The sequence below is a fragment of the Chitinimonas taiwanensis DSM 18899 genome (genome assembly GCF_900119825.1).
Classification (GTDB): Bacteria; Pseudomonadota; Gammaproteobacteria; order Burkholderiales; family Chitinimonadaceae; genus Chitinimonas; species Chitinimonas taiwanensis.
In genome coordinates, this window is record NZ_FPKR01000001.1 from 282,645 (window position 1) to 302,956 (window position 20,312).

Here is a 20,312-nt window from a genome sequence, read left to right on the forward strand (position 1 = left end):
TTGCCAAGGGCGGCTTACACCACTAGGTTCACCAGACGACCCGGCACCACCACCACCTTCTTCGGCGTCTGGCCTTCCAGGTACTTCTGCACATTGGCATTGGCGAGGGCAAACGCTTCGATGGCGGCGCGGTCGGCGCTGGCCGGCACTTCAATCTCGCCGCGCAGCTTGCCGTTCACCTGCACCATCAGCTTGATCTCGTCCTGGGCCAGGGCCGCAGCCAGCGGCTCGGGCCAGGCCGTGTCGATGATCTCGCCTTCGAAGCCACATTCGGTCCATAGCACATGGCAGATATGCGGCGCGACCGGATAGAGCGCGCGCAGCAGGATGCCCAGGCCCTCGCGCAGCACGGCCACGTTATCGCCCTTGTAGCCGTCCAGCGCGTTCAAGAGCTTCATCGCGCCCGACACCACGGTGTTGTACTGCAGGCGCTCGTAGTCGGCATTGATCTGCTTGAGCGTGCTGTGGATGTCGAAGCGCAAGGCCTTGGCATCCTTGTCCAGCTCGGCCACCGCGCCAGCCGCCTTGATGGCCTCGGCGTGCTTGTGACCGAAGCCCCATAGGCGACGCAGATAACGCGACGCGCCTTCCACACCGCTGTCCGACCACGAAGCGCTCTGCTCGGGTGGGGCGGCGAACATGGTGAACAGGCGGGCGGTATCGGCGCCGAAGCGGGCGATGATGTCCTTCGGTTCGACCACATTATTCTTGGACTTGGACATCTTCTCGATGCCGCCCATGATCACTGGCTGGCCATCGGCCTTCAGGATGGCCGATACCGGACGACCCTTGTCGTCGTGCGCAACTTCTACCTCGTTCGGGTAGAACCAGATCTTCTTGCCGCTCGCTTCTTCGCGGTAGAACGATTCGTTCAGCAGCATGCCCTGGGTGAACAGCGCCTTGAACGGCTCGTCGATCTGCACGAGGCCAAGGTCACGCATGGCCTTGGTCCAGAAGCGCGCGTACAGGAGGTGCAGCACGGCGTGTTCGATACCGCCGATATACTGGTCCATGCCGCCGGCCATCCAGTAATCATTGCGTGCATCGACCATATCGCTCGCGTCAGGGCAGGTGTAGCGCATGAAGTACCAGCTCGAATCGACGAAGGTATCCATGGTGTCGGTTTCGCGCCGTGCCGGCTTGCCGCACTTCGGGCAGTCGACCTTGAGGAAGTCATCGCGCTTATTGAGCGGGTTGCCCGAGCCATCCGGCACGCAATCGGTCGGCAGCACCACCGGCAGCTGATCGTAAGGCACGGGCACATCGCCGCAGCAGTCGCAGTGGATCATCGGGATCGGCGTGCCCCAGTAGCGCTGGCGCGAGATACCCCAGTCGCGCAGGCGCCAGGTGGTTTTCTTCTCACCGATGTGCTTGGCGGCCAGATCGGCAGCCACCGCATCGACCGCGGCCTTGTAGCTCAGGCCATCGTATTTGCCGGAATGGATGGTCAGGCCACGGCTCTTGTCGCCGTACCACTCAGCCCAGACCTTGCTGTCGAAGGTTTCACCCTCCACGGCCACCACCTGCTTGATGGCGATGCCGTACTGGTTCGCGAAGGCAAAGTCGCGCTCGTCATGGGCTGGCACGCCCATTACCGCGCCATCGCCGTAGCTCATCAGCACATAGTTGCCGATCCAGATTTCAACCTGCTCGCCGGTCAGCGGATGGGTGACGAACAGGCCGGTCGCACGGCCCTTCTTTTCCTGGGTGGCAATCTCGGCTTCCGACACGCCGCCCTTCTTGCACTCCTCGATGAACTCGACCAGTTCCGGCTTCAGTTCCGCAGCGCGGGTGGCCAGCGGGTGCTCGGCGGCCACCGCGCAGAAGGTCACGCCCATGATGGTGTCGGCGCGCGTGGTGAACACCCACATCTGGCCGTCACCAATCAGCTTGCCCTCGGCGTCGCGGATATCGTGGCTGAAGGCGAAGCGCACGCCTTCCGACTTGCCGATCCAGTTGCGCTGCATGGCGCGCACCTGGTCAGGCCAGCCATCGAGCTTGTCGATATCGTTCAGGAGTTCATCGGCATACTGGGTGATGCCGAAGTAGTAACCGGGGATCTCGCGCTTTTCCACGATGGCGCCCGAGCGCCAGCCGCGGCCGTCCACCACCTGCTCATTGGCCAGCACGGTCTGGTCGATCGGGTCCCAGTTCACCACCTGGGTCTTCTTGTAGGCAATGCCCTTCTCGAGCATCTTCAGGAATAGCCACTGGTTCCACTTGTAATAGGCCGGGTCGCAGGTCGCCACTTCGCGTGACCAGTCGAACGCCAGGCCCAAGGGCTGCATCTGCGACTTCATGTCGGCGATATTCGCGTAGGTCCACTCGGCCGGCGGCTTGCCATAGGCGATGGCGGCGTTCTCGGCCGGCAGGCCGAAAGCATCCCAGCCCATGGGCATCAGCACATTGAAGCCCTTCATGCGCAGATGGCGGGCCAGCATGTCGTTGATCGTGTAATTGCGCACATGGCCCATATGCAGCTTGCCCGACGGGTAGGGCAGCATCGAGCAGGCGTAGAACTTGGGCTTGTTCTGGTCTTCGACAACGCGGTAGGCATCGCGGCTTTCCCAGTGTTGCTGGGCAGCGGCTTCAACCTCGGACGGGCGGTAGTGTTCTTGCATGTGGGCTATCCTGAAGCACTTGCCGCCCACAACCAGCGTGGCGGCCAAAAATAAAGCGTCGATTATAACCGAGCCCCGTGCTCGCACCGTTTCGGGAACTGCATATGCACGCTGCCTTGTTTCGCCTGTCTGCCGCCATCCTGCTTAGCCTGGCAGCCCAGGCCGCCCCCACCACAGTGGGCGCGGTCAATATGCCGGCCTGGCTGGAACGGGCCGGCCAGATGCGCCCGCTGGCGCCCGGTGCGGTACTGCAGGCGGGCGATGTGCTGCATACGGGCCGCGCCGCGCGCGTGCTGCTTAATCTGCCCGAGGGCAGCCAGATCAAGCTGGGCGAGGAGGCGGTGTTCCGCATCGATCAGCTCAATGTCGCCGATGGCCGCAGCAGTCCGTTCAGCGCGGCGCTCAATGTGCTCAAGGGCGCGTTCCGCTTTACCACTGGCCTCTTGGCCAAGGGTCGCCAGCGCGAAGTGGACGTGCGCATCGCTACTGTCACCGCCGGCATACGCGGCACCGACATCTGGGGCAAGTCGGATGCGGAGAAGGACCTGGTCTGCCTGTTGGAAGGACGCATCAGCGTGCAGCGTGAGGGCGAGGCCGAGCAGCATGTACTCGATCAGCCACTCGACTTCTTCGTCGCCCCACGCGACAAGCCTTCGCTAGCGGTGGCCAAGGTGGCGGCCGACAAGGTCAGCCAGGAATGGGCGCCACAGACCGAGCTGCTGAATGGCCAGGGCCTGGCCAGCAGCGGCGGCAAATGGCGCTTGCTGGTGGCCATCGTGGCCAATCAGGACGAGGCACTGGGCTGGTATGACAAGCTGCAGTCCGCCGGCTACCCGGCGCGCATCCGCCCGATCAGCGGCAACCGCTATCGCGTGGGGCTCGAGCAACTGCACAGCGAGGGCGATGCCAAGCAGCTGGGTGAGCGCCTGCAACAGGAGCTTGGTACGCCGCTGAGCACTGTGCTGCCGATGGCATCCTGAGCCCGGCTCGCTTCCATAAGAAAACGGCAGCCTGGGCTGCCGTTTTGCTTTGCGCTACTGCGCCGCGTCAACGCACCACCACCGCGCGCACATCGCCGCTGGCAATGATGCGGTCGGCCATGGCCTGTGCCTGCTTACGGTCGGGATAGGGGCCAAGGCGCACGCGCCAGACACCGGCACCCTCGGCCAGCGCGGGCGCGCTGTCTAGCCAGCCCAATGCGGCGCTGACCTTGCTGCGAAAGCTTTCCGCCGCCGACTGGGTGGCGAAGGCGCCCAGCTGCACCCAGCGGATGGCGGCATTGCCATCGGCCTGCGCCACGGCGGGCAGCGCAGGCGCAGGTGGCGGGCTGCTTTCGGTATTTTCCGGCTTGGCCTGCAGCTCGGCGGCGGCCACGGTTTCGCCCGGCTGCAGCGACTCGACCTTCACCTTGGCACTGCCCAGATTGTGAAAGCCTAGCCGATAGGCGGCCGCGTAGGACAGATCAATCTCACGCCCCTTGTGGAAGGGGCCGCGGTCATTGACCCGCACCACCACCGCCTTGCCGTTGGCCAGATTGGTCACCCGCGCATAGCTAGGAATCGGCAGCAGCGGGTGGGCGGCGCTGAGCCGGAACATATCGTAGGGTTCGCCGCTGGCGGTACGTTTCCCGTGAAACTTCTTGCCATACCAGGACGCACGCCCCTCGGCGCTGTAGTCGCCATATTGCTTGAGCGGCGCATAGCTGCGCCCCAGCGCGCGGTAAGGCCGATTCGCATAGCGGTGCAGCGGTTCGGCCTTCACCTCGGGCTCCTGCAGGGCGTCCAGATCATAGGGCACGGCCAGGATGGGGCCATCGTCCTGGTAGTAGCCCCCCATCTGCTGGGGAATCTGCTCAGGTTTGGCTGGGAGCAGGGCAGGCTTGGTGGGCTCAGTCGGCTTGCTGGCCGGCGACACGGGCAGACGCGGCGCCGGGCTGGGCAGTTGACTGGCACAGCCGGCCAGCAGCAAGAGCGGCAGTAGGTAAGGGTAGATCTTCAATTCTTCATCAACTTTCGGTCACGCTGGATGGACATCAGCATACCGAAACCGATCAGGATGGACAGCATGGCCGTCCCCCCAAAACTGACCAGCGGCAGGGGCACACCCACCACCGGCAGCATGCCCGACACCATGCCCATATTGACCATCGCGTAGGTGAAGAAGGACAGGGTTAGCGCACCGGCCAAGAGGCGGCCGAATACGCTGGAGGCATTATTGGCGATCATCAGACCGCGCCCGATCACGCACAGGAACAGGATCAGCAGCACGATATTGCCGAGCAGGCCGAATTCCTCGCTGTACACGGCGAAGATAAAGTCGGTGGTGCGCTCGGGGATGAAATCCAGATGGGTCTGGGTGCCGCTCAACCAGCCTTTGCCAAACAGGCCGCCCGAGCCGATGGCGATGGTGGACTGGATGATGTGGTAGCCGGCGCCGAGCGGATCGGCCATCGGGTCGAGCAGGGTCATCACACGCTGGCGCTGGTACTCATGCATATGGGTCCAGGCCACCGGCAGGCTGGCGAGCGTAATGACCAGCAGGCTGAGCATGACTTTCCACGACAGGCCGGCGAAGAACAGCACATAGAAGCCGGCCGCCGCAATCAGCAGCGCAGTACCAAGGTCGGGCTGCTTAAGCACCAGAATCATCGGTACCGCGATCAGCAAGGCGGCCACGCCAAAGTGCTTGAGGCGCAAATTCGCCTCATAGCGTTCGAAGTACCAGGCCAGCATCATCGGCACGGCCAGCTTCATCAGCTCCGAAGGCTGGATACGCGCAATGCCGAGGTCGAGCCAGCGCCGCGCACCATTGGTGATCTCGCCAAACGCCGCCACACCAAACAGCAGGATCAGCCCCAAGGCATAGATGATGGGCGCCAGCCACATCAGCTGCTGCGGGCGCAGATTGGCGATCAGCCACATCGCACTGAATGCCACGCCGACCGAGACCAGCTTGCTGCTGATCTTGGCCATGCTCTCGTTCGACGCCGAGTAGATGGTCAGCAGGCTCACGCTGACCAGCATCAGCACGAATAGCAGCAGCCAGGGGTCGACTGGCTCGGTGATGCGTTTGAACAGGCGTTTAGTCCACATGGGGGCGACTCATGAATTCTTCGATCGGGCTCTGCGGCGGGCTGGGCGGCGGGCTGGGCGGCGCAGGCTGAGCCGGGGCAGGCGCCTCCGCGGCCGGTAGCTTGCCCAGCAGATAGTAGTCAAAGGCCTTCCGGGCGATCGGGGCCGCATGCTGGGCGCCAAAGCCGGCGTTTTCCACAATCATGGCCAGCGCAATCTTCGGCTTGTCGGCCGGGGCGAAGGCCACAAAGAGCGCGTGGTCGCGCAGCTCTTCACGCGTGGTACTGGCGTTGTACTTGGCACCCTTCAGGCTGAACACCTGCGCGGTGCCGGTCTTGCCGCCCGAGGTGTACTGGGCGCTGGCAAAGGCCTGCGCCGAGGTCCCGGCCAGGTTCACATTCACCATCGCCTGTTTGATCACTTCGATATGGGCCGGTTTATACGGTAGCTGCTTGGCCGGCTGCGGTTCAACCGGACGACGCTCGCGGCTGGCGCTGTCCTCGATAAAACCCACCAGATGCGGGCGGTACTGCACACCGTTATTGACCAGGGTGGCGGTGGCCTGGGCCAGCTGCAGAATCGTGTAGCTGTTATAGCCCTGGCCATTGCCGATCGAGATCGTGTCACCGGCCAGCCAGCGCTGCTGTTCCTTGCGCTTGAAGGCTTTGCGCTTCCATTCCTGCGAGGGCAGGATGCCGGCTTTCTCGCCGGGCAGGTCGATGCCGGTCTTGCTGCCGAAACCCAGCGGCCCCATGAAACCGGAGATCAGGTCGATGCCCATATCGTTGGCCAGCTTGTAGTAATAGGTATTGCAGCTGACCACGATGGATTTGACCATATCGACCATGCCGTGGCCGTCGAGCTTGTCGTCGCGCCAGCGGTGGTTGCCGAGGATGAAGAAGCCCGGATCGGCAATCGCATCGTGCGGGCGGCGCTTACCGGTTTCCAGCGCGGCCAGCGCCATAAAGGGCTTGAAGGTCGAGCCGGGCGGGTAGAGGCCCTGAATCGCGCGGTTGTTCAAAGGCCGGGTGGCGGCATCGTTCAGCTCGCGCCAGGACACCGGGTCGATGCCGTCCACAAAGAGATTCGGGTCGAAACCGGGGCGCGACACCATGGCCAGCACACCGCCGGTGGACGGCTCGATCGCCACCAGCGCGCCCTTGCGGTCGCCAAAGGCCTGCTCGACCAGCTGCTGCAGCTTGATATCCACGGTCAGGACCAGATTGCTGCCCGCCACCGGCGGGCTGCGACGCAGGCTGCGAATCGCGCGGCCACCGGCATCGGTTTCCACTTCCTCGTAACCGGTCTTGCCGTGCAGTACTTCCTCGTAACTCTGCTCGAGCCCGAACTTGCCCATATGGTCGGTGCCGCGGTACTCGGCCAGGCGCTCGTCTTCTTCCAGCTTTTTCAGATCGCGGTCATTGATGCGACCGATATAGCCGACCAGATGCGAGGCTGACTCACCCATCGGGTAGTGGCGGAACAGGCGTGCCTTGATCTCCACGCCGGGAAAGCGGAAGGCATTCACGGCAAAGCGCGCCACCTCCTCGTCGCTCAGACGGGTCTTGATCGGCAACGACTCGAAGTCCTTGCTCTCTTCCAAGAGCTTGCGGAAGCGCCGTCTGTCCTTGGCGGTGATCTCGATCAGGCCGGCCAGCGCGTCGATGGTGTCATTGAGCTTGCCGGGCAGCTTGGACGGGGTGACTTCCAGCGTATAGGCAGAGAAGTTGTGCGCCAGCACCACGCCGTTACGGTCGGTGACAATGCCGCGCGAGGGTGGAATCGGCACCAGCGAAATACGGTTCGATTCCGCCAGCGTGTGGTACTTGTCGTACTGGATCACCTGCAGGAAGACGAAGCGGCCGAGCAGGATGCCGAAGCCGATCAGTACGGCGGTGATCGCGACCAAGAGGCGCAGCTGGAAGCTGTAGCGCTCGCCATGGTGGTCGCGCAGAACAGTGCGCCGGCTCATGACTGGATTTCAGCGCGTTTTTCCGAGCGCTGCTGCAGCTGCAGGATCAGCGTGAGCAGCGGCCAGAAGATGGCGCCGCTCAGCGCGCCGATAAAGATGTACCAGCCGGGGAAGGCACTGCCGGTGGCCAGGCGCACCAGCAGCATGATGGCCTGATTGGCGAACAGCAGCGGGCCGATATACAGCGCCTGTTGCCAGAGCGGGAACATGCCGAGCTGGCGATGGCGCGCCAGCACGAACCAGGCGGTCAGGCAGTAGGCGAGCGCGTGCTGACCGAACACATTGCCGTCGGCGATATCCAGCACGATGCCGAGCCAGAAGGCCCAACCGATGCCGATGCGGCGCGACTGATACATGCACCAGTAGAACAGCACCAGGGCCACGAAATCGGGCAGCACGGCACGGATGGTGGATCCCCAGGGGATCAGCGCCGTGGTGACGGCGACGACGAAGGTGAACAGGATGAAACTGAAGGAGACGTGCTTGAGCAACTGGCGCGATACCGGCATCAGTGCGCTCCCTTTTTCTTGTCCGCCACCGGCTCGGGCGGGCGCGCGGGCAGCACGCGCTGCTCGTCCAGAATCAACATGAAGCGATGCATATCCACATCGGCGGCCGGCTCGCAGCTGATACGTGCGAAGGCCGAACCGGCATTGCGGTCCACCCGGGTGACCTTGGCCACCGGCAGGCCGGCCGGATAAGTGCCATCGATGCCCGAGGTGACCAGCAGGTCATCATTGCGAATATCGGCATTCACCGGCATGAAGCGCACCTCGAGCGGGTTCTGCGGACCGGCACCGAACACCACGCCGCGCAGGCCATTGCGCACCACCTGCACCGGCACCGGTTGGTTTTTGTGGGTGATCAGGGTCACTTCCGAGGTCAGCGGCTGCACGCGGGTGATCTGGCCGACCACACCGAGCGGATCGATCACCACCTGGCCCGGCTTGACCTTGTCCTGCTCGCCGCGGTCCACCACCAGCTTGGCCGTGTAGGGGTCGCGGTCGTTATAGAGCACCTCCGCCAGCACGCCGCGCCCGCCCTGGGTATCGCGCGCCACCAGGAGCTGACGCAGCTGGGCATTGTCCTGCTGCAAGGCCTGCATACGCAGCAGCTGGGCATTGGCCAATAGGCGCTCATCCTGCAGTCGGCGGTTTTCCTGCTGCAAGGCGGTCTGGGTGACGAAGAAATTGCTGACCTGATGCGCGACCGATACCGGCGCGGTAGCCAGCCACTGCAGTGGGTAGAGCGCCACCGAGACGATCTCGCGCGCCGGCTGCAGGATATGCCAGCGCACGTCGATAAGCAGCAGCGCTAGCGACAGGCTGGCGTAGATCAGCAGGCGGCTGAACGGTTTGGGGCCTTGCTTGAAGAAGGCCGGCTGGGTGGTGGCTTGCATGGCAGTGTGAGGTGCAAGGAGCAAGGGGTGAGGGGAGGGCCGTACTACGCCACTCGCCTCACCCCTCGCGCCTCACACTGTTCCGATCAATCGTTGGTGAAAATCGTGCCGACCTTGTCCATCTTTTCCAGTGCGCGACCCGAGCCACGCACCACGCAGGTGAGCGGATCATCAGCCACGATCACCGGCAGGCCGGTTTCTTCCATCAACAAGCGGTCCAAATCGCGCAGCAGCGCGCCGCCACCGGTCAGCACCATGCCCTTGTCGGCAATATCGGCGCCCAGTTCCGGCGGGGTCTGCTCAAGCGCCTGCTTCACGGCCGAGACGATCTGGTTCAGCGGTTCGGTCAGTGCTTCGAGGATTTCATTCGAGGAAATCGTGAACGAGCGCGGAATGCCCTCGGCCAGATTGCGGCCCTTCACTTCCATTTCACGCACTTCGGCGCCCGGGAAGGCCGAGCCGATGCGCTTCTTGATCTCTTCGGCCGTGGTTTCACCAATCAGCATGCCGTAGTTGCGGCGGATGTAGTTGATGATGGCTTCGTCGAACTTGTCGCCACCCACGCGCACCGAGTTCGCGTACACGATGCCGCCCAGCGAGATCACGCCCACTTCGGTGGTACCGCCACCGATATCAACCACCATGGAACCGGTCGCTTCTTCCACCGGCAGGCCGGCACCAATGGCGGCGGCCATCGGTTCTTCGATCAGCTCAACCTTGCGCGCACCGGCACCGAGCGCCGATTCCTTGATCGCGCGGCGTTCCACCTGGGTGGAGCCGCAGGGCACACAGATCACGATGCGCGGGCTGGGCGAAAACAGGCGGCTCGGGTTCACCTTCTTGATGAACTGCTTGAGCATCTGTTCGGTGATGGTGAAGTCAGCGATCACGCCGTCCTTCATCGGGCGGATGGCGGTGATGCTGCCCGGCGTGCGGCCCAGCATCTTCTTCGCTTCGGCACCGACGGCCAGGATGGTCTTCTTGGCGGCCGGGCCGCCTTCCTGCTGGATGGCGACCACCGAAGGCTCGTCCAGCACGATGCCCTTGCCGGACACGAAGATCAGGGTATTGGCCGTGCCAAGGTCGATGGCCAGGTCGTTGGAAAAGTAGCCGCTGAGAGAACCGAACATGTAGACGCTTATCCTGTATTGAGTGGCGCGGTGCGCCGGAGGCGACGAGGCATTCGTCGCATCGGTTGATTGGGCTTCCTCGTTGCGCCCGGCTTTATCGGTTTGTCCTTGAGAGTCAACGCCTTGCGTTCCTGGCTGGCCAGTCGCGCGTTTCCCCAAGGCTTGGGCGCAATAAACCCGGTATGTTACCCTAAAGCGCTGAAACGGAATAAGTCTCAGCGCATTAAATGTGCACCGCAACAAGCCGGTTTGACACAGTGTGTGGCGGGCAAGCAAAGCTGTTCGCCCCCCGTGCCAGACCCGGCTGTCTGAATAAAGTTTTGGAAGGGTTGTCCATGTCCCTCACCGACGCCGATGTGCGCCGTATTGCCCGCCTGGCGCGCCTGCGCGTTTCCGACGCAGAAGTCAGCGAAGTAGGCCGCCAGCTCAATGGCATCTTTGGCCTGATCGAACAACTGCAAGCGATTGATACCGATGGCGTCGAGCCGATGAGCCATGCGCGCGACGTGGCCCTGCGCCTGCGCGAAGACGTGGCCACCGCGCCCAACCGCCGCGAAGCCTTCCAGGCCATCGCCCCGGCGGTAGAGAACGGCCTCTACCTCGTGCCCAAGGTGATCGAATGAGCCGCGCCGCGCATATCCAGGCCACGCTGCGCGAAGGCCATGCGCTGCTGGAACGCGTGCTCAATGACGCAGGCTTCATTGCCAGCGTCGAGCAGGCGGCCGACACATTGATTGCCGCCTTCAAGGCAGGCCACAAGGTGATCTCGGCCGGCAATGGCGGCTCGCACTGCGATGCCATGCACTTTGCCGAGGAGCTGACCGGCCGCTACCGCGATAACCGCCCGGCCCTGGGCGCGATTGCGGTATCCGACCCCTCGCACCTGTCCTGCGTGGGCAATGACTACGGCTTCGACTTCGTGTTCTCGCGCTTTATCGAAGGCGTGGGCCGCGAGGGCGACGTGTTCGTCGGCATCAGCACCAGCGGCAACTCGAAGAACATCCTGCGCGGCGTAGAAGCGGCGCGCGCGCGCGGCATGCAGGTCGTGCTGCTGCTGGGCAAGGACGGCGGCCAGCTCAAGGGCCTGAGCGACGCCGAGATCATCGTGCCGCACTTCGGCTATGCCGACCGCATCCAGGAAATCCATATCAAGGTCATCCACATCCTCATCGACCTGGTCGAGCGCGGGATGGATTACGTGGAACAAGCATGACTTACACCCTCAAACAGGCAGCTGAGCTACTGGCTGCCGGCAAGACTTCGGCTGAAGAACTGGCCACCGACTATCTGGGCAAGATTGCAGCGGCGAACGCCACGCTGAATGCCTTTATCACCGTGGACGGCGACAAGACCCTGGCGATGGCCAAGGCAGCGGACGCGGCACGCGCCGCGGGCAATGCCGGCCTGTTGACCGGCGTGCCGATCGCGCACAAGGACATCTTCTGCGCCGAGGGCTGGAAGACCACTTGCGGCTCGAAGATGCTGGAGCACTTCGTCTCACCTTACGACGCGCATGTGGTTGAGCAGTGCACGGCCGCCGGCCTCGTCACGCTAGGGCGGACCAATATGGACGAGTTCGCCATGGGCTCGTCCAACGAGAACAGCGCGTTTGGCGCGGTAAAGAACCCCTGGGACCTGAATGCAGTACCGGGCGGCAGCTCGGGTGGTTCAGCCGCCGCCGTGGCTGCGCGCCTCGCCCCGGCCGCCACCGCCACCGATACCGGCGGTTCGATCCGTCAGCCGGCCGGCTTCTGCGGCGTGACCGGCATCAAGCCAACCTATGGCACGGTCAGCCGCTACGGCATGGTCGCCTATGCGTCCTCGCTCGATCAGGGCGGCCCGATTGCGCAGACCGCTGAAGACTGCGCGCTGCTGCTGAATGTGATGGCCGGCCATGACAGCCGCGATTCGACCAGCCTGGAGATGGCCCGCGAGGACTACACGCGCGATCTGGCCAAGCCGCTGACTGGCTTGCGCATCGGCCTGCCCAAGGAATACTTCGGCACCGGCTTGTCGGCTGATGTGGCCCAGGCCATCGAGGCCGCCCTGACTGAATACAAGAAGCTCGGTGCCGAAGTGATCGAGATCAGCCTGCCGCGCACCGAACTCGCCATTCCCGCCTATTACGTGATCGCCCCGGCCGAAGCGTCAAGCAACCTCAGTCGCTTCGATGGCGTGCGCTATGGCCACCGCGCAGCCGAGTACAGCGACCTGAACGAGATGTACGAGAAGAGCCGCGCCGAGGGCTTTGGCTGGGAAACCAAGCGCCGCATCCTGACCGGCACCTATGTGCTGAGCCACGGTTACTACGACGCCTACTACCTGAAGGCGCAGAAGGTGCGTCGCCTGTTGACCGAGGACTTCCTCAAGGGCTTCACGCAGTGCGACATCATCGCCGCGCCGGTGGCGCCCAGCGTGGCCTGGAACCTGGGTGAGAAGAGCAATGACCCGGTCGCCAACTACCTGGCCGATATCTACACGCTCGGCGTGAACCTCGCCGGTCTGCCCGCGCTATCGCACCCGGTCGGCTTCGGCGCCCAGGGCCGCCCGGTGGGTCTGCAGCTGATCGGCAATTACTTCGGCGAAGCGCGCCTGCTGAATGCCGCGCATCAGTTCCAGCAAGCTACCGATTGGCACAGCCGCGCACCGGCGCTGTAAGAGACAAGGAATCACACCATGACGTGGGAAGTTGTTATCGGGCTGGAAGTGCATACCCAGCTCTCGACCCAATCGAAGATCTTCTCGGCCGCCAGCACCGCCTTTGGCGCCGAGCCGAATACCCAGACCGCGGTGGTCGATATCGCCCTGCCTGGCGCGCTGCCGGTGATGAACAAGGTGGCGGTGGAAAAAGCCATCCAGTTTGGCCTGGCCATCGGTGCCAAGGTCAATCGCAAGTCAGTATTCGCGCGTAAAAATTACTTCTACCCCGACCTGCCCAAGGGCTACCAGATCAGCCAGTTCGAGCTGCCGGTGGTGGAAGGTGGCGCGATCACGATTCGCGTGGGCGACGAGGAAAAGCGCATCAATCTGACCCGTGCCCACCTGGAAGAAGACGCCGGCAAGTCCGTGCATGAAGACTTCCATGGCATGAGCGGCATCGACCTGAACCGCGCCGGCACACCGCTGCTCGAGATCGTGTCCGAGCCGGAAATGCGCTCGGCCGCCGAAGCGGTTGCTTACGCCAAGGCCTTGCACAGCATCGTCACCTGGATCGGCATCTGCGACGGCAATATGCAGGAAGGCAGCTTCCGTTGTGACGTGAACGTGTCGGTACGCCGCCCGGGCGAACCACTGGGCACCCGGCGCGAGATCAAGAACCTGAACAGCTTCAAGTTCATGGAACAGGCGATCAAGTACGAGGTGAACTGGCAGATCGAACAGATCGAGGACGGCCACAAGATTCAGCAGGCCACCATCCTGTTCGACCCGGACAGCGGCGAGACGCGCATGATGCGCAGCAAGGAAGACGCGCACGACTACCGCTACTTCCCCGACCCCGATCTGCCGCCGCTGGTGATTAGCGAAGACTGGATAGCACGCGTGCGCAGCGAATTGCCCGAGCTGCCCGAGGCGATGCAGGCGCGCTTTGCCCAGCAGTACGGCCTGTCCGACTACGATGCGCGTACGCTGACCGCCAGCAAGGCGCTGGCCGGTTATTTCGAAGCCACCGTCGCCGCGGGTGCCGATGCCAAATTGGCCAGCAACTGGATTACCGGCGAAGTGGCCGCCACCCTGAACCGTGAAGAGCAGGACATCACGGCATGCCCGGTGGCCGCCGAAGCACTGGCCGGCCTGATCCGTCGTGTGATGGACAACACCATCAACAACAAGACCGGCAAGGATGTGCTGAAGAAGATGTGGGAATCGGGCGATGCGGCCGACACCATCATCGAGCGCGATGGCCTGAAGCAGGAAAACGATGCAGGCGCGGTGGAAGCCATCATCGACGGCGTCTTGGCCGCCAACCAGGCCATGGTGGACGAGTACAAATCGGGCAAGGAAAAAGCCTTCAACGCCCTGGTCGGCCAATGCATGAAGGCCAGCAAGGGCAAGGCCAATCCGGCACAGGTCAACGAGATCCTCAAGCGCAAGCTGGGCTAAGCCTCAGCCCGCCAAGGCGCTCATAAGCCTTCGTGCCACGCCGCCAATATGGCGGCGTTTTTCTTTGTTGCACATTCAGCGCACCGCCTGGCTGGTTCAGCCAAACCGCCTTGTGCTAGCCTGCGCGGGCCTTGGCTTAGCCTATTCACCATGTACGCCGCTCCCTGTCCCTCCTGTGGCGCTCAAGTCGCCTTCCTGTCCGCCGCCTCGGTCATGGCGGTGTGCGCGCATTGCCGCAGCACGCTGGTGCGGCGCGACCTCGATTTGGACAGGCTGGGCGAGATGGCGGTGCTGGCCGAGGACCGCAGCCCCTTCGCGCTGCGCTGGCGCGGCGCCTACCGCAAGGTCGGCTTCGAGCTGATCGGCCGCCTGCAGCTGCGCTATGCCGAGGGCTATTGGAACGAATGGTATGCACGCTTCGACGATGGCCGCCTGGGCTGGCTGTCCGAGGGCTCGGGCCTGTGCTATCTGACTTTCGAGCGCACACTGAAAACCCAGCTGCCGGCCCAGGAGGCCTTCCAGATCGGCATGCAGGCACGCCTGGATGGCGTGGCTTATACGGTCAGCAATATCGAAACCGCGCATTGCGTAGCGGCCGAGGGCGAGCTGCCGTTTCACGTGGAACCGGGCTACGCGGCACCCAGCGTGGACCTGCGCGCCGAGCAGGGTTTTGCCAGCCTCGATTACAGCGATACGCCGCCCAAGGTCTATATCGGCGAAGCGCTGTCGCTCGACGAGCTGCTGGCGCCCGGCACCGCCAACGCACCGGCCCAGCCCAAGCGGGTGGCCGCACGCGCCTTCAAATGCACCAGCTGCGGTGCGCCGCTTACCGCGCGCAGTGGCGAAATCCACGCGGTGGGCTGCCAGCACTGCGGTGCGGTCATCGACCCCGATAGCGCCGAGCTGAAGATACTGAGCCGTGCCAAGCGCGCGCTGGAGATTCCGCTGCTGGGCATAGGCAGCAGTGGCCGCCTGCGCGGTCACGACTATGTGGTACTGGGTTGCCTGCTGCGCAGCTGCGTGGTGGATGGGCTCAGCTACTTCTGGGACGAATACCTGCTGCATAGCGAGCAGCGCGGCTATGCCTGGCTGGTGTGCAATGACGGGCACTGGAGCCTGGGCCAGCCCTGCAAGACGGCGCCGCAAAACCTGCGTGGCGGCAAACCCACGCTGAACAAGCGCCAGTACGCGCATTTTTCGCAATACCCGGCGGTGGTCGAGCAGGTGTTCGGCGAATTCAACTGGCAGGTGAAGGCCGGCGACAAGGTGAAGGTGGACGACTATATCGCGCCACCCTTCATGCTCAGCCGCGAGCGCGACAAGAAGGAAGAGACCTGGACCGAGGCCGAGTATCTGCAGCCCGATGAAGTGGCCCAGGCCTTCAAGCCCACCCAGCCTTTGCCCCACCCCACGGGCGTGGGCGCCAACCAGCCTTCGCCCTACCGCGATGGCAAGCGCTACCTGATGGCACTGCTCGTATTCGGCCTGCTCACCGTATTGCTGCAGATCGTATTCAGCAGCAGCGCGGACGAAGCGCGCCTGTGGCAGCAGCAGCTGACCCTTGACGCCGATCAGCAACGGCTCAGCTTCACCAGCGCGCCTTTCCGGCTCGACGGCCAGCACAATCTGGCCATCCGCCAGCACAGCAATCTCGATAATCGCTGGGTGTACGCCGATCTGGCCCTGATCAACCGCCAGAGCGGCGAGGCGATACGGCTGGGGCGCGAACTCAGCTATTACTCGGGCTATGACTCGGACGGCCACTGGAGCGAGGGCAGCAACGACGACGAAGCGCTGCTCAACCGCGTACCGGCCGGCGAGTACCTGCTGGAAGTCGAGCTGGAAACCGAGCAGCAGGGCAAGGTGCTGCAGCACCAGATCGAGCTGGTGCGCGATGTGCCGATCTGGTCGAGTTTCTGGCTATTGCTGCTGTGGCTGCTGGCCATACCCGCCTGGGCCTGGCACCGCGCGCAAGTATTCGAAACCCGGCGCTGGGCCAATAGCGACCACCCCAAGGGCGATGACTGATGCTGAAAACCTATCTGATCACCAGCCTCTTGGCCCTGCTGCTATTCGGCTGGGGCCAAAGCCGCGGCTATTCGCTGTTTGCCGATGAGGGCGAGCGCGAAGGCCGGCCCGGCACCGGCAGCGCGCGCCAACACCATAAATAAACCGGAGCCTCACCATGGAACTGCTCAAGCTCGACTATCTGCTCGCCTCGCTCGTCTACTCGCTGCTAGGCGTGGGCATCTTCTGGCTCAGCTTCATCGTCATCGACAAGCTCACGCCTTACGACTTGTGGAAGAACCTGGTCGAGGAGCGCAACCAGGCCTTGGCCACCGTGGTGGCCGCCATGTGCTTGGGCGTGGCCATCATCGTCGCCTCTGCGATCCACTAAGCGCCGCTTCGCGCCTTCCTTCTGCTCCCCCGGCGCGAGCCGGGGTGCCATTGCCATGCCGCATATCCTGCTGTTTTCCGTCTTCGTCGTTGCTGCCTGCGGCCTGGCTTACGAGCTGGTCGCCGCCGCGCTATCGAGCTATCTGATCGGCGATTCGGTCACCCAGTTTTCCACCGTCATCGGCGTCTACCTGTTTGCGATGGGAGTCGGTTCCTGGCTGTCGCGCCATGTACATCGCGACCTGGCTGGCACCTTTATCCGCGTCGAGCTGGCGGTGGGGCTGATCGGCGGCTTCTCGGCCGCCATGCTGTTCTGGGCCTTTGTGTGGATCAGCGGTCCCTTCCTGCTGCTGCTCTATCTGCTCGTTTTCCTGATCGGCACCATGGTGGGCTTGGAAATCCCGCTGGTGATGCGCCTATTGGAACCCAAGCTGCAATTCAAGGAACTGGTCAGCCAGGTGCTGAGCGTCGACTACCTGGGTGCGCTGGCAGTCTCGCTGCTCTTCCCGCTGTGGCTGGCGCCCAAGCTGGGCATGGTGCGCACGGCGCTGCTGTTCGGCCTCTTGAATGCCGGTGTCGCGCTGTGGACGCTGTGGCTATTCCGCCAGGAGTTGCCGCGCCCACGTTTGCTATGGGCGCAGGGCAGTCTGGTCGTGGCTTTGCTGACGGCCGGCTTTATCGGCGCGGACAAGCTGAGCAGCCTGGCCGAAACCGCCTTGTACGAGGACAGCATCGTGCTGAGCGAAAGCACGCCGTATCAGCGCATCGTGATGACGCGCTGGAAGGACGACTGGCGGCTGTTCCTGAACAATAATCTGCAGTTCTCCTCGCGCGATGAATACCGCTACCACGAGGCGCTTGTGCATCCGGGCCTGGCCAGCCTGCCCTGGGCGCGTCGTGTGCTGGTACTGGGTGGCGGCGATGGCATGGCGGTGCGCGAAATCCTCAAGTATCCGCATATCGAGCAGATCACCCTGGTCGAGCTCGACCCGGCCATGCCGCGCCTGTTCCGCGAGCACCCGGCCCTGCGCAAGCTCAATGGCGATGCGTTGAACTCGCCGCGCGTGCGTATCCACACCACCGATGCGTTTGGCTGGCTGGAGCAAAGCCGCGAGAGTTTCGACTTCGTGGTGGTCGACTTCCCCGACCCGAGCAATTACGCAGTGGGCAAGCTGTACACGAATACCTTCTACCGCCTGCTCGAACGCAATCTGAATGCGCGCGGCCGCGCCGTGATCCAGACCACCTCGCCGCTGTTCGCGCGCCTATCGTTCTGGACTGTGGTCAATACCGTGGAAAGCGTCGGTCTGCTCAGCCAGCCCTATCACGCCCAAGTACCCAGCTTTGGCGAATGGGGCTATGTGCTGGTCGGCCGCGAAGCCTATACCCCGCCCAGCCAGCTGCCTGCCGGTCTGCGCTATCTGAGCCCGGCCAGCCTGCCCGGCCTGTTCCATTTCCCGCCCGATATGGCGCGCCTGCCCAGCGAAGTGAACCGCCTGAACAACCAGATTCTGGTGCGCACCTTCGAGCAGGAATGGAAGCAGGTGCTGCGATGAAGCGGCGCGACTTTCTGGCCGCCAGCGCCAGCCTGGGCCTGCTGGCTTGCGGCCAGCGCGCGGGCAGTGCGCTGCCGCCCGGCGAGCTGCTCGGGCCTCGCCTTGATCTCGGCCACCGCCTGCGCGGCGGGAACAGCCTGCCCGCGCCAAGCGAGCAGCGTCGCGTCGGCGCGCTGATCGTCGGCGCTGGCATGGCCGGGCTCAGCTGTGCATGGTGGTTACAGCGCCAGGGCGAGCAGGACTTTGCGCTGCTGGAACTGGAAAACGAGGCCGGCGGCAATGCGCGCGCCGGGCGCAATGCCGTATCGGCCTACCCCTGGGGTGCCCACTACCTGCCGATTCCTGGCGAGGAAGCGATCGAGCTACGCCAGATGCTGGCCGAGTTCGGCGCCTTGCAGGGCGACCCGGCCGCCGTACGGCCGCGCTATGAGGAACGCTATCTGTGCCATAGCCCGCAGGAGCGCCTGTATATCCACGGCCGCTGGCAGGAAGGCCTGCTGCCGCAGTTTGGCCTGGCGGCGGGCGAACTGGCCGAGCAGCAGTGTTTTCTGGCCCAGATGGCCGAGCTGAAACTGCAGCGCGATGCACAGGGCCAGCGCCGCTTCACCGTACCGAGCGCGCGCGGCATGCGCAGGGACGGCGCGGAAGTCGGGCAGAGCATGTATGACTGGCTGCATGCGCACGGGTACCGCGCGCCCAGCCTGCACTGGTGGGTCAACTACGGCTGCCGCGATGATTACGGCACCGACTACCGGCACACCTCGGCCTGGGCCGGCCTGCACTATTTCGCCAGCCGGCATGGTCTGGCCAGCAATGCCAGCGAGGACGAGGTGCTGACCTGGCCCGAGGGCAATGCCTGGCTGACACGGCGCATGGCAGAACGGCTCGATGAGCGCCTCATCACCGGCGCGCTGGTCTGGCGCGTGGCCGAGGTGAAGCAAGGCATGCAGGTGGATGTCTATCTGCCGGCCGAACAGCGCAGCGTGCGCTATCTGGCCGATAAGCTGGTCTGGTCCGGCCAGCTCGGTTTTCTGCCCCATCTATGGCCGAGCCTGCCCGCGCCCTGGCGCGCCGCCTGCGCCGCGCTCGACTATGCGCCCTGGCTGGTGGCCAATCTGTCCCTGCGCCAGCCGCCGGCCGAGCGCGGTGGCGCAAACGCGCCGCCCAGCTGGGACAATGTGCTCTACCAGGGCCAGGGCCTTGGCTATATCGACGCGCGCCATCAGGACCTGTCCCAGCATCACCCAGCCACCGTACTCAGCTATTACCGCCCCTTGAGCGAGACCAGCCCGCGCCAGGCGCGCCAGCAGTTGCTGGCCACCAGCCAGGCCGACTGGGCTGCGCAGATTCTGCGCGATCTGGCCCCCGCCCACCCCGACCTGGCCCAGCACTGTGTGCAGCTCGATGTGTGGCGCTGGGGCCATGCCATGGTGCGCCCTACGCCGGCGCTGCTGGCGGGCCCGGCCCTGGCCAGCCTGCGCGTACCGCAGGGCAGGGTGATCCTTGCGCATAGCGATCTGTCCGGTTTTTCCCTGGCCGAGGAAGCGCACTACTGGGGCGTCAGGGCGGCGCGCTGGCTGGGCGGCGAGCGGGTGGTGACAGCATGAACGGCCTGCACCTGACTGCCGATCTCTACGACTGCGCGAATCAGGCCCTGCTGCGCGATGCTGACGCGCTGATGGCGCTGTGCCGCAGTGCGGTGGCCGAGGCCGGCTTGCAGGCGGTGGCCGAACGCTGGCATCCGTTTCCGCCCGGCCCGGAAGGCCCGGGCGGCCTCACCGGCGTGATCCTGCTGGCGGAAAGCCACCTGGCCATCCACACCTGGCCCGAGCGCGCGGCGGTGACGCTGGATGTGTATGTGTGCAATTTCGGGCGCGATAACAGCGCGGCGGCCGAACAGCTGCTGGCCCGCTTGCAGCAAGCGTTTGCGCCGGCCCGCCAGCAGCTGGAACGCCTACAGCGCGGCAGGGCCTGGTCGGCTTGAAGCGCAGCGCTTACTGAACCCGCCACTACGCGCTTTACACAACTGGCGGCCAGAGCGCGGATAATGCAGGCTTTCTCGTTT

General features: G+C 64.2%; 18 protein-coding genes. 11 read left to right on the forward strand and 7 right to left on the reverse strand.

The features are described 5' to 3' along the window. Positions 1-14 precede the first annotated feature (14 nt). Complete coding sequence (gene leuS / locus BT173_RS01280) at positions 15-2,621, reverse strand: leucine--tRNA ligase (protein WP_072426802.1); 2,607 nt, start codon at positions 2,619-2,621, stop codon at positions 15-17. A 104-nt stretch (positions 2,622-2,725) separates the two neighbouring features. Between leuS and BT173_RS01285 the strand changes: the two genes are divergently transcribed. Next, complete coding sequence (locus tag BT173_RS01285) at positions 2,726-3,601, forward strand: FecR domain-containing protein (RefSeq protein WP_072426803.1); 876 nt, start codon at positions 2,726-2,728, stop codon at positions 3,599-3,601. Between the two features lie 67 nt (positions 3,602-3,668). Here BT173_RS01285 and BT173_RS19925 read toward each other — a convergent pair whose 3' ends face one another. The 6 genes from BT173_RS19925 to BT173_RS01315 form a co-directional block, all read right to left on the reverse strand. After that, complete coding sequence (locus tag BT173_RS19925; RefSeq protein WP_072426804.1) at positions 3,669-4,619, reverse strand: septal ring lytic transglycosylase RlpA family protein; 951 nt, start codon at positions 4,617-4,619, stop codon at positions 3,669-3,671. Continuing rightward, the gene (gene rodA / locus BT173_RS01295) at positions 4,616-5,713 is read right to left on the reverse strand and encodes a rod shape-determining protein RodA (protein WP_072426805.1); all 1,098 of its coding nucleotides are present in this window, start codon (positions 5,711-5,713) and stop codon (positions 4,616-4,618) included. The genes BT173_RS19925 and rodA overlap by 4 nt, the downstream gene beginning before the upstream one ends. Continuing rightward, positions 5,703-7,664, reverse strand: a complete 1,962-nt coding sequence (gene mrdA / locus BT173_RS01300) for a penicillin-binding protein 2 (RefSeq protein WP_072426806.1) — start codon at positions 7,662-7,664, stop codon at positions 5,703-5,705. Before mrdA ends, rodA begins: the two co-directional genes overlap by 11 nt. Then, positions 7,661-8,173, reverse strand: coding sequence for a rod shape-determining protein MreD (gene mreD / locus BT173_RS01305; protein WP_072426807.1), 513 nt, complete (start codon positions 8,171-8,173; stop codon positions 7,661-7,663). Before mreD ends, mrdA begins: the two co-directional genes overlap by 4 nt. Beyond that, the gene (mreC, locus tag BT173_RS01310) at positions 8,173-9,063 is read right to left on the reverse strand and encodes a rod shape-determining protein MreC (RefSeq protein WP_072426808.1); all 891 of its coding nucleotides are present in this window, start codon (positions 9,061-9,063) and stop codon (positions 8,173-8,175) included. The genes mreD and mreC overlap by 1 nt, the downstream gene beginning before the upstream one ends. An 86-nt stretch (positions 9,064-9,149) precedes the next feature. Then, the gene (locus tag BT173_RS01315; RefSeq protein WP_072426809.1) at positions 9,150-10,193 is read right to left on the reverse strand and encodes a rod shape-determining protein; all 1,044 of its coding nucleotides are present in this window, start codon (positions 10,191-10,193) and stop codon (positions 9,150-9,152) included. A gap of 335 nt (positions 10,194-10,528) precedes the next feature. Here BT173_RS01315 and gatC point away from each other — a divergent pair, with 335 nt between their 5' ends. The 10 genes from gatC (at position 10,529) to speD (ending at position 20,231) form a co-directional block, all read left to right on the forward strand. Next, positions 10,529-10,816: an Asp-tRNA(Asn)/Glu-tRNA(Gln) amidotransferase subunit GatC gene (gatC, locus tag BT173_RS01320; protein ID WP_072426810.1), complete on the forward strand. Its 288-nt coding sequence runs from the start codon at positions 10,529-10,531 to the stop codon at positions 10,814-10,816. Continuing rightward, the gene (gene lpcA / locus BT173_RS01325; protein WP_072426811.1) at positions 10,813-11,406 is read left to right on the forward strand and encodes a D-sedoheptulose 7-phosphate isomerase; all 594 of its coding nucleotides are present in this window, start codon (positions 10,813-10,815) and stop codon (positions 11,404-11,406) included. The genes gatC and lpcA overlap by 4 nt, the downstream gene beginning before the upstream one ends. Then, entirely contained in the window at positions 11,403-12,851 is a 1,449-nt protein-coding gene (gene gatA, locus BT173_RS01330) for an Asp-tRNA(Asn)/Glu-tRNA(Gln) amidotransferase subunit GatA (protein WP_072426812.1), read from the forward strand. Before lpcA ends, gatA begins: the two co-directional genes overlap by 4 nt. A gap of 18 nt (positions 12,852-12,869) precedes the next feature. Further along, positions 12,870-14,294 (forward strand): Asp-tRNA(Asn)/Glu-tRNA(Gln) amidotransferase subunit GatB, encoded by a 1,425-nt coding sequence (gene gatB / locus BT173_RS01335; RefSeq protein ID WP_072426813.1) that lies wholly within the window; start codon positions 12,870-12,872, stop codon positions 14,292-14,294. Between the two features lie 150 nt (positions 14,295-14,444). Beyond that, positions 14,445-16,322: a DUF4178 domain-containing protein gene (locus BT173_RS01340; RefSeq protein WP_175545527.1), complete on the forward strand. Its 1,878-nt coding sequence runs from the start codon at positions 14,445-14,447 to the stop codon at positions 16,320-16,322. Next, entirely contained in the window at positions 16,322-16,465 is a 144-nt protein-coding gene (locus BT173_RS19545; RefSeq protein WP_175545528.1) for a hypothetical protein, read from the forward strand. The genes BT173_RS01340 and BT173_RS19545 overlap by 1 nt, the downstream gene beginning before the upstream one ends. Positions 16,466-16,479: 14 nt before the next feature. Next, positions 16,480-16,692, forward strand: coding sequence for a DUF350 domain-containing protein (locus BT173_RS01345; RefSeq protein ID WP_072426815.1), 213 nt, complete (start codon positions 16,480-16,482; stop codon positions 16,690-16,692). Between the two features lie 49 nt (positions 16,693-16,741). Beyond that, positions 16,742-18,247, forward strand: coding sequence for a polyamine aminopropyltransferase (locus BT173_RS01350; protein ID WP_373279654.1), 1,506 nt, complete (start codon positions 16,742-16,744; stop codon positions 18,245-18,247). Further along, positions 18,226-19,854 (forward strand): FAD-dependent oxidoreductase, encoded by a 1,629-nt coding sequence (locus tag BT173_RS01355; RefSeq protein WP_072426817.1) that lies wholly within the window; start codon positions 18,226-18,228, stop codon positions 19,852-19,854. Before BT173_RS01350 ends, BT173_RS01355 begins: the two co-directional genes overlap by 22 nt. After that, positions 19,851-20,231: an adenosylmethionine decarboxylase gene (gene speD, locus BT173_RS01360; protein WP_072426818.1), complete on the forward strand. Its 381-nt coding sequence runs from the start codon at positions 19,851-19,853 to the stop codon at positions 20,229-20,231. The genes BT173_RS01355 and speD overlap by 4 nt, the downstream gene beginning before the upstream one ends. Positions 20,232-20,312 lie beyond the last annotated feature (81 nt).

Excerpts from the sequence above, each read along its gene's own strand:
- mreC (WP_072426808.1), bottom strand. The coding sequence starts at position 9,063 with ATGCAAGCCACCACCCAGCCGGCCTTCTTCAAGCAAGGCCCCAAACCG.
- BT173_RS01345 (WP_072426815.1), top strand. The coding sequence starts at position 16,480 with ATGGAACTGCTCAAGCTCGACTATCTGCTCGCCTCGCTCGTCTACTCG.
- mrdA (WP_072426806.1), bottom strand. The coding sequence starts at position 7,664 with ATGAGCCGGCGCACTGTTCTGCGCGACCACCATGGCGAGCGCTACAGC.
- BT173_RS01315 (WP_072426809.1), bottom strand. The coding sequence starts at position 10,193 with ATGTTCGGTTCTCTCAGCGGCTACTTTTCCAACGACCTGGCCATCGAC.
- mreD (WP_072426807.1), bottom strand. The coding sequence starts at position 8,173 with ATGCCGGTATCGCGCCAGTTGCTCAAGCACGTCTCCTTCAGTTTCATC.
- BT173_RS01285 (WP_072426803.1), top strand. The coding sequence starts at position 2,726 with ATGCACGCTGCCTTGTTTCGCCTGTCTGCCGCCATCCTGCTTAGCCTG.
- BT173_RS01355 (WP_072426817.1), top strand. The coding sequence starts at position 18,226 with ATGGAAGCAGGTGCTGCGATGAAGCGGCGCGACTTTCTGGCCGCCAGC.
- lpcA (WP_072426811.1), top strand. The coding sequence starts at position 10,813 with ATGAGCCGCGCCGCGCATATCCAGGCCACGCTGCGCGAAGGCCATGCG.
- speD (WP_072426818.1), top strand. The coding sequence starts at position 19,851 with ATGAACGGCCTGCACCTGACTGCCGATCTCTACGACTGCGCGAATCAG.
- gatA (WP_072426812.1), top strand. The coding sequence starts at position 11,403 with ATGACTTACACCCTCAAACAGGCAGCTGAGCTACTGGCTGCCGGCAAG.
- gatB (WP_072426813.1), top strand. The coding sequence starts at position 12,870 with ATGACGTGGGAAGTTGTTATCGGGCTGGAAGTGCATACCCAGCTCTCG.
- BT173_RS19545 (WP_175545528.1), top strand. The coding sequence starts at position 16,322 with ATGCTGAAAACCTATCTGATCACCAGCCTCTTGGCCCTGCTGCTATTC.
- BT173_RS01340 (WP_175545527.1), top strand. The coding sequence starts at position 14,445 with ATGTACGCCGCTCCCTGTCCCTCCTGTGGCGCTCAAGTCGCCTTCCTG.
- rodA (WP_072426805.1), bottom strand. The coding sequence starts at position 5,713 with ATGTGGACTAAACGCCTGTTCAAACGCATCACCGAGCCAGTCGACCCC.
- leuS (WP_072426802.1), bottom strand. The coding sequence starts at position 2,621 with ATGCAAGAACACTACCGCCCGTCCGAGGTTGAAGCCGCTGCCCAGCAA.
- gatC (WP_072426810.1), top strand. The coding sequence starts at position 10,529 with ATGTCCCTCACCGACGCCGATGTGCGCCGTATTGCCCGCCTGGCGCGC.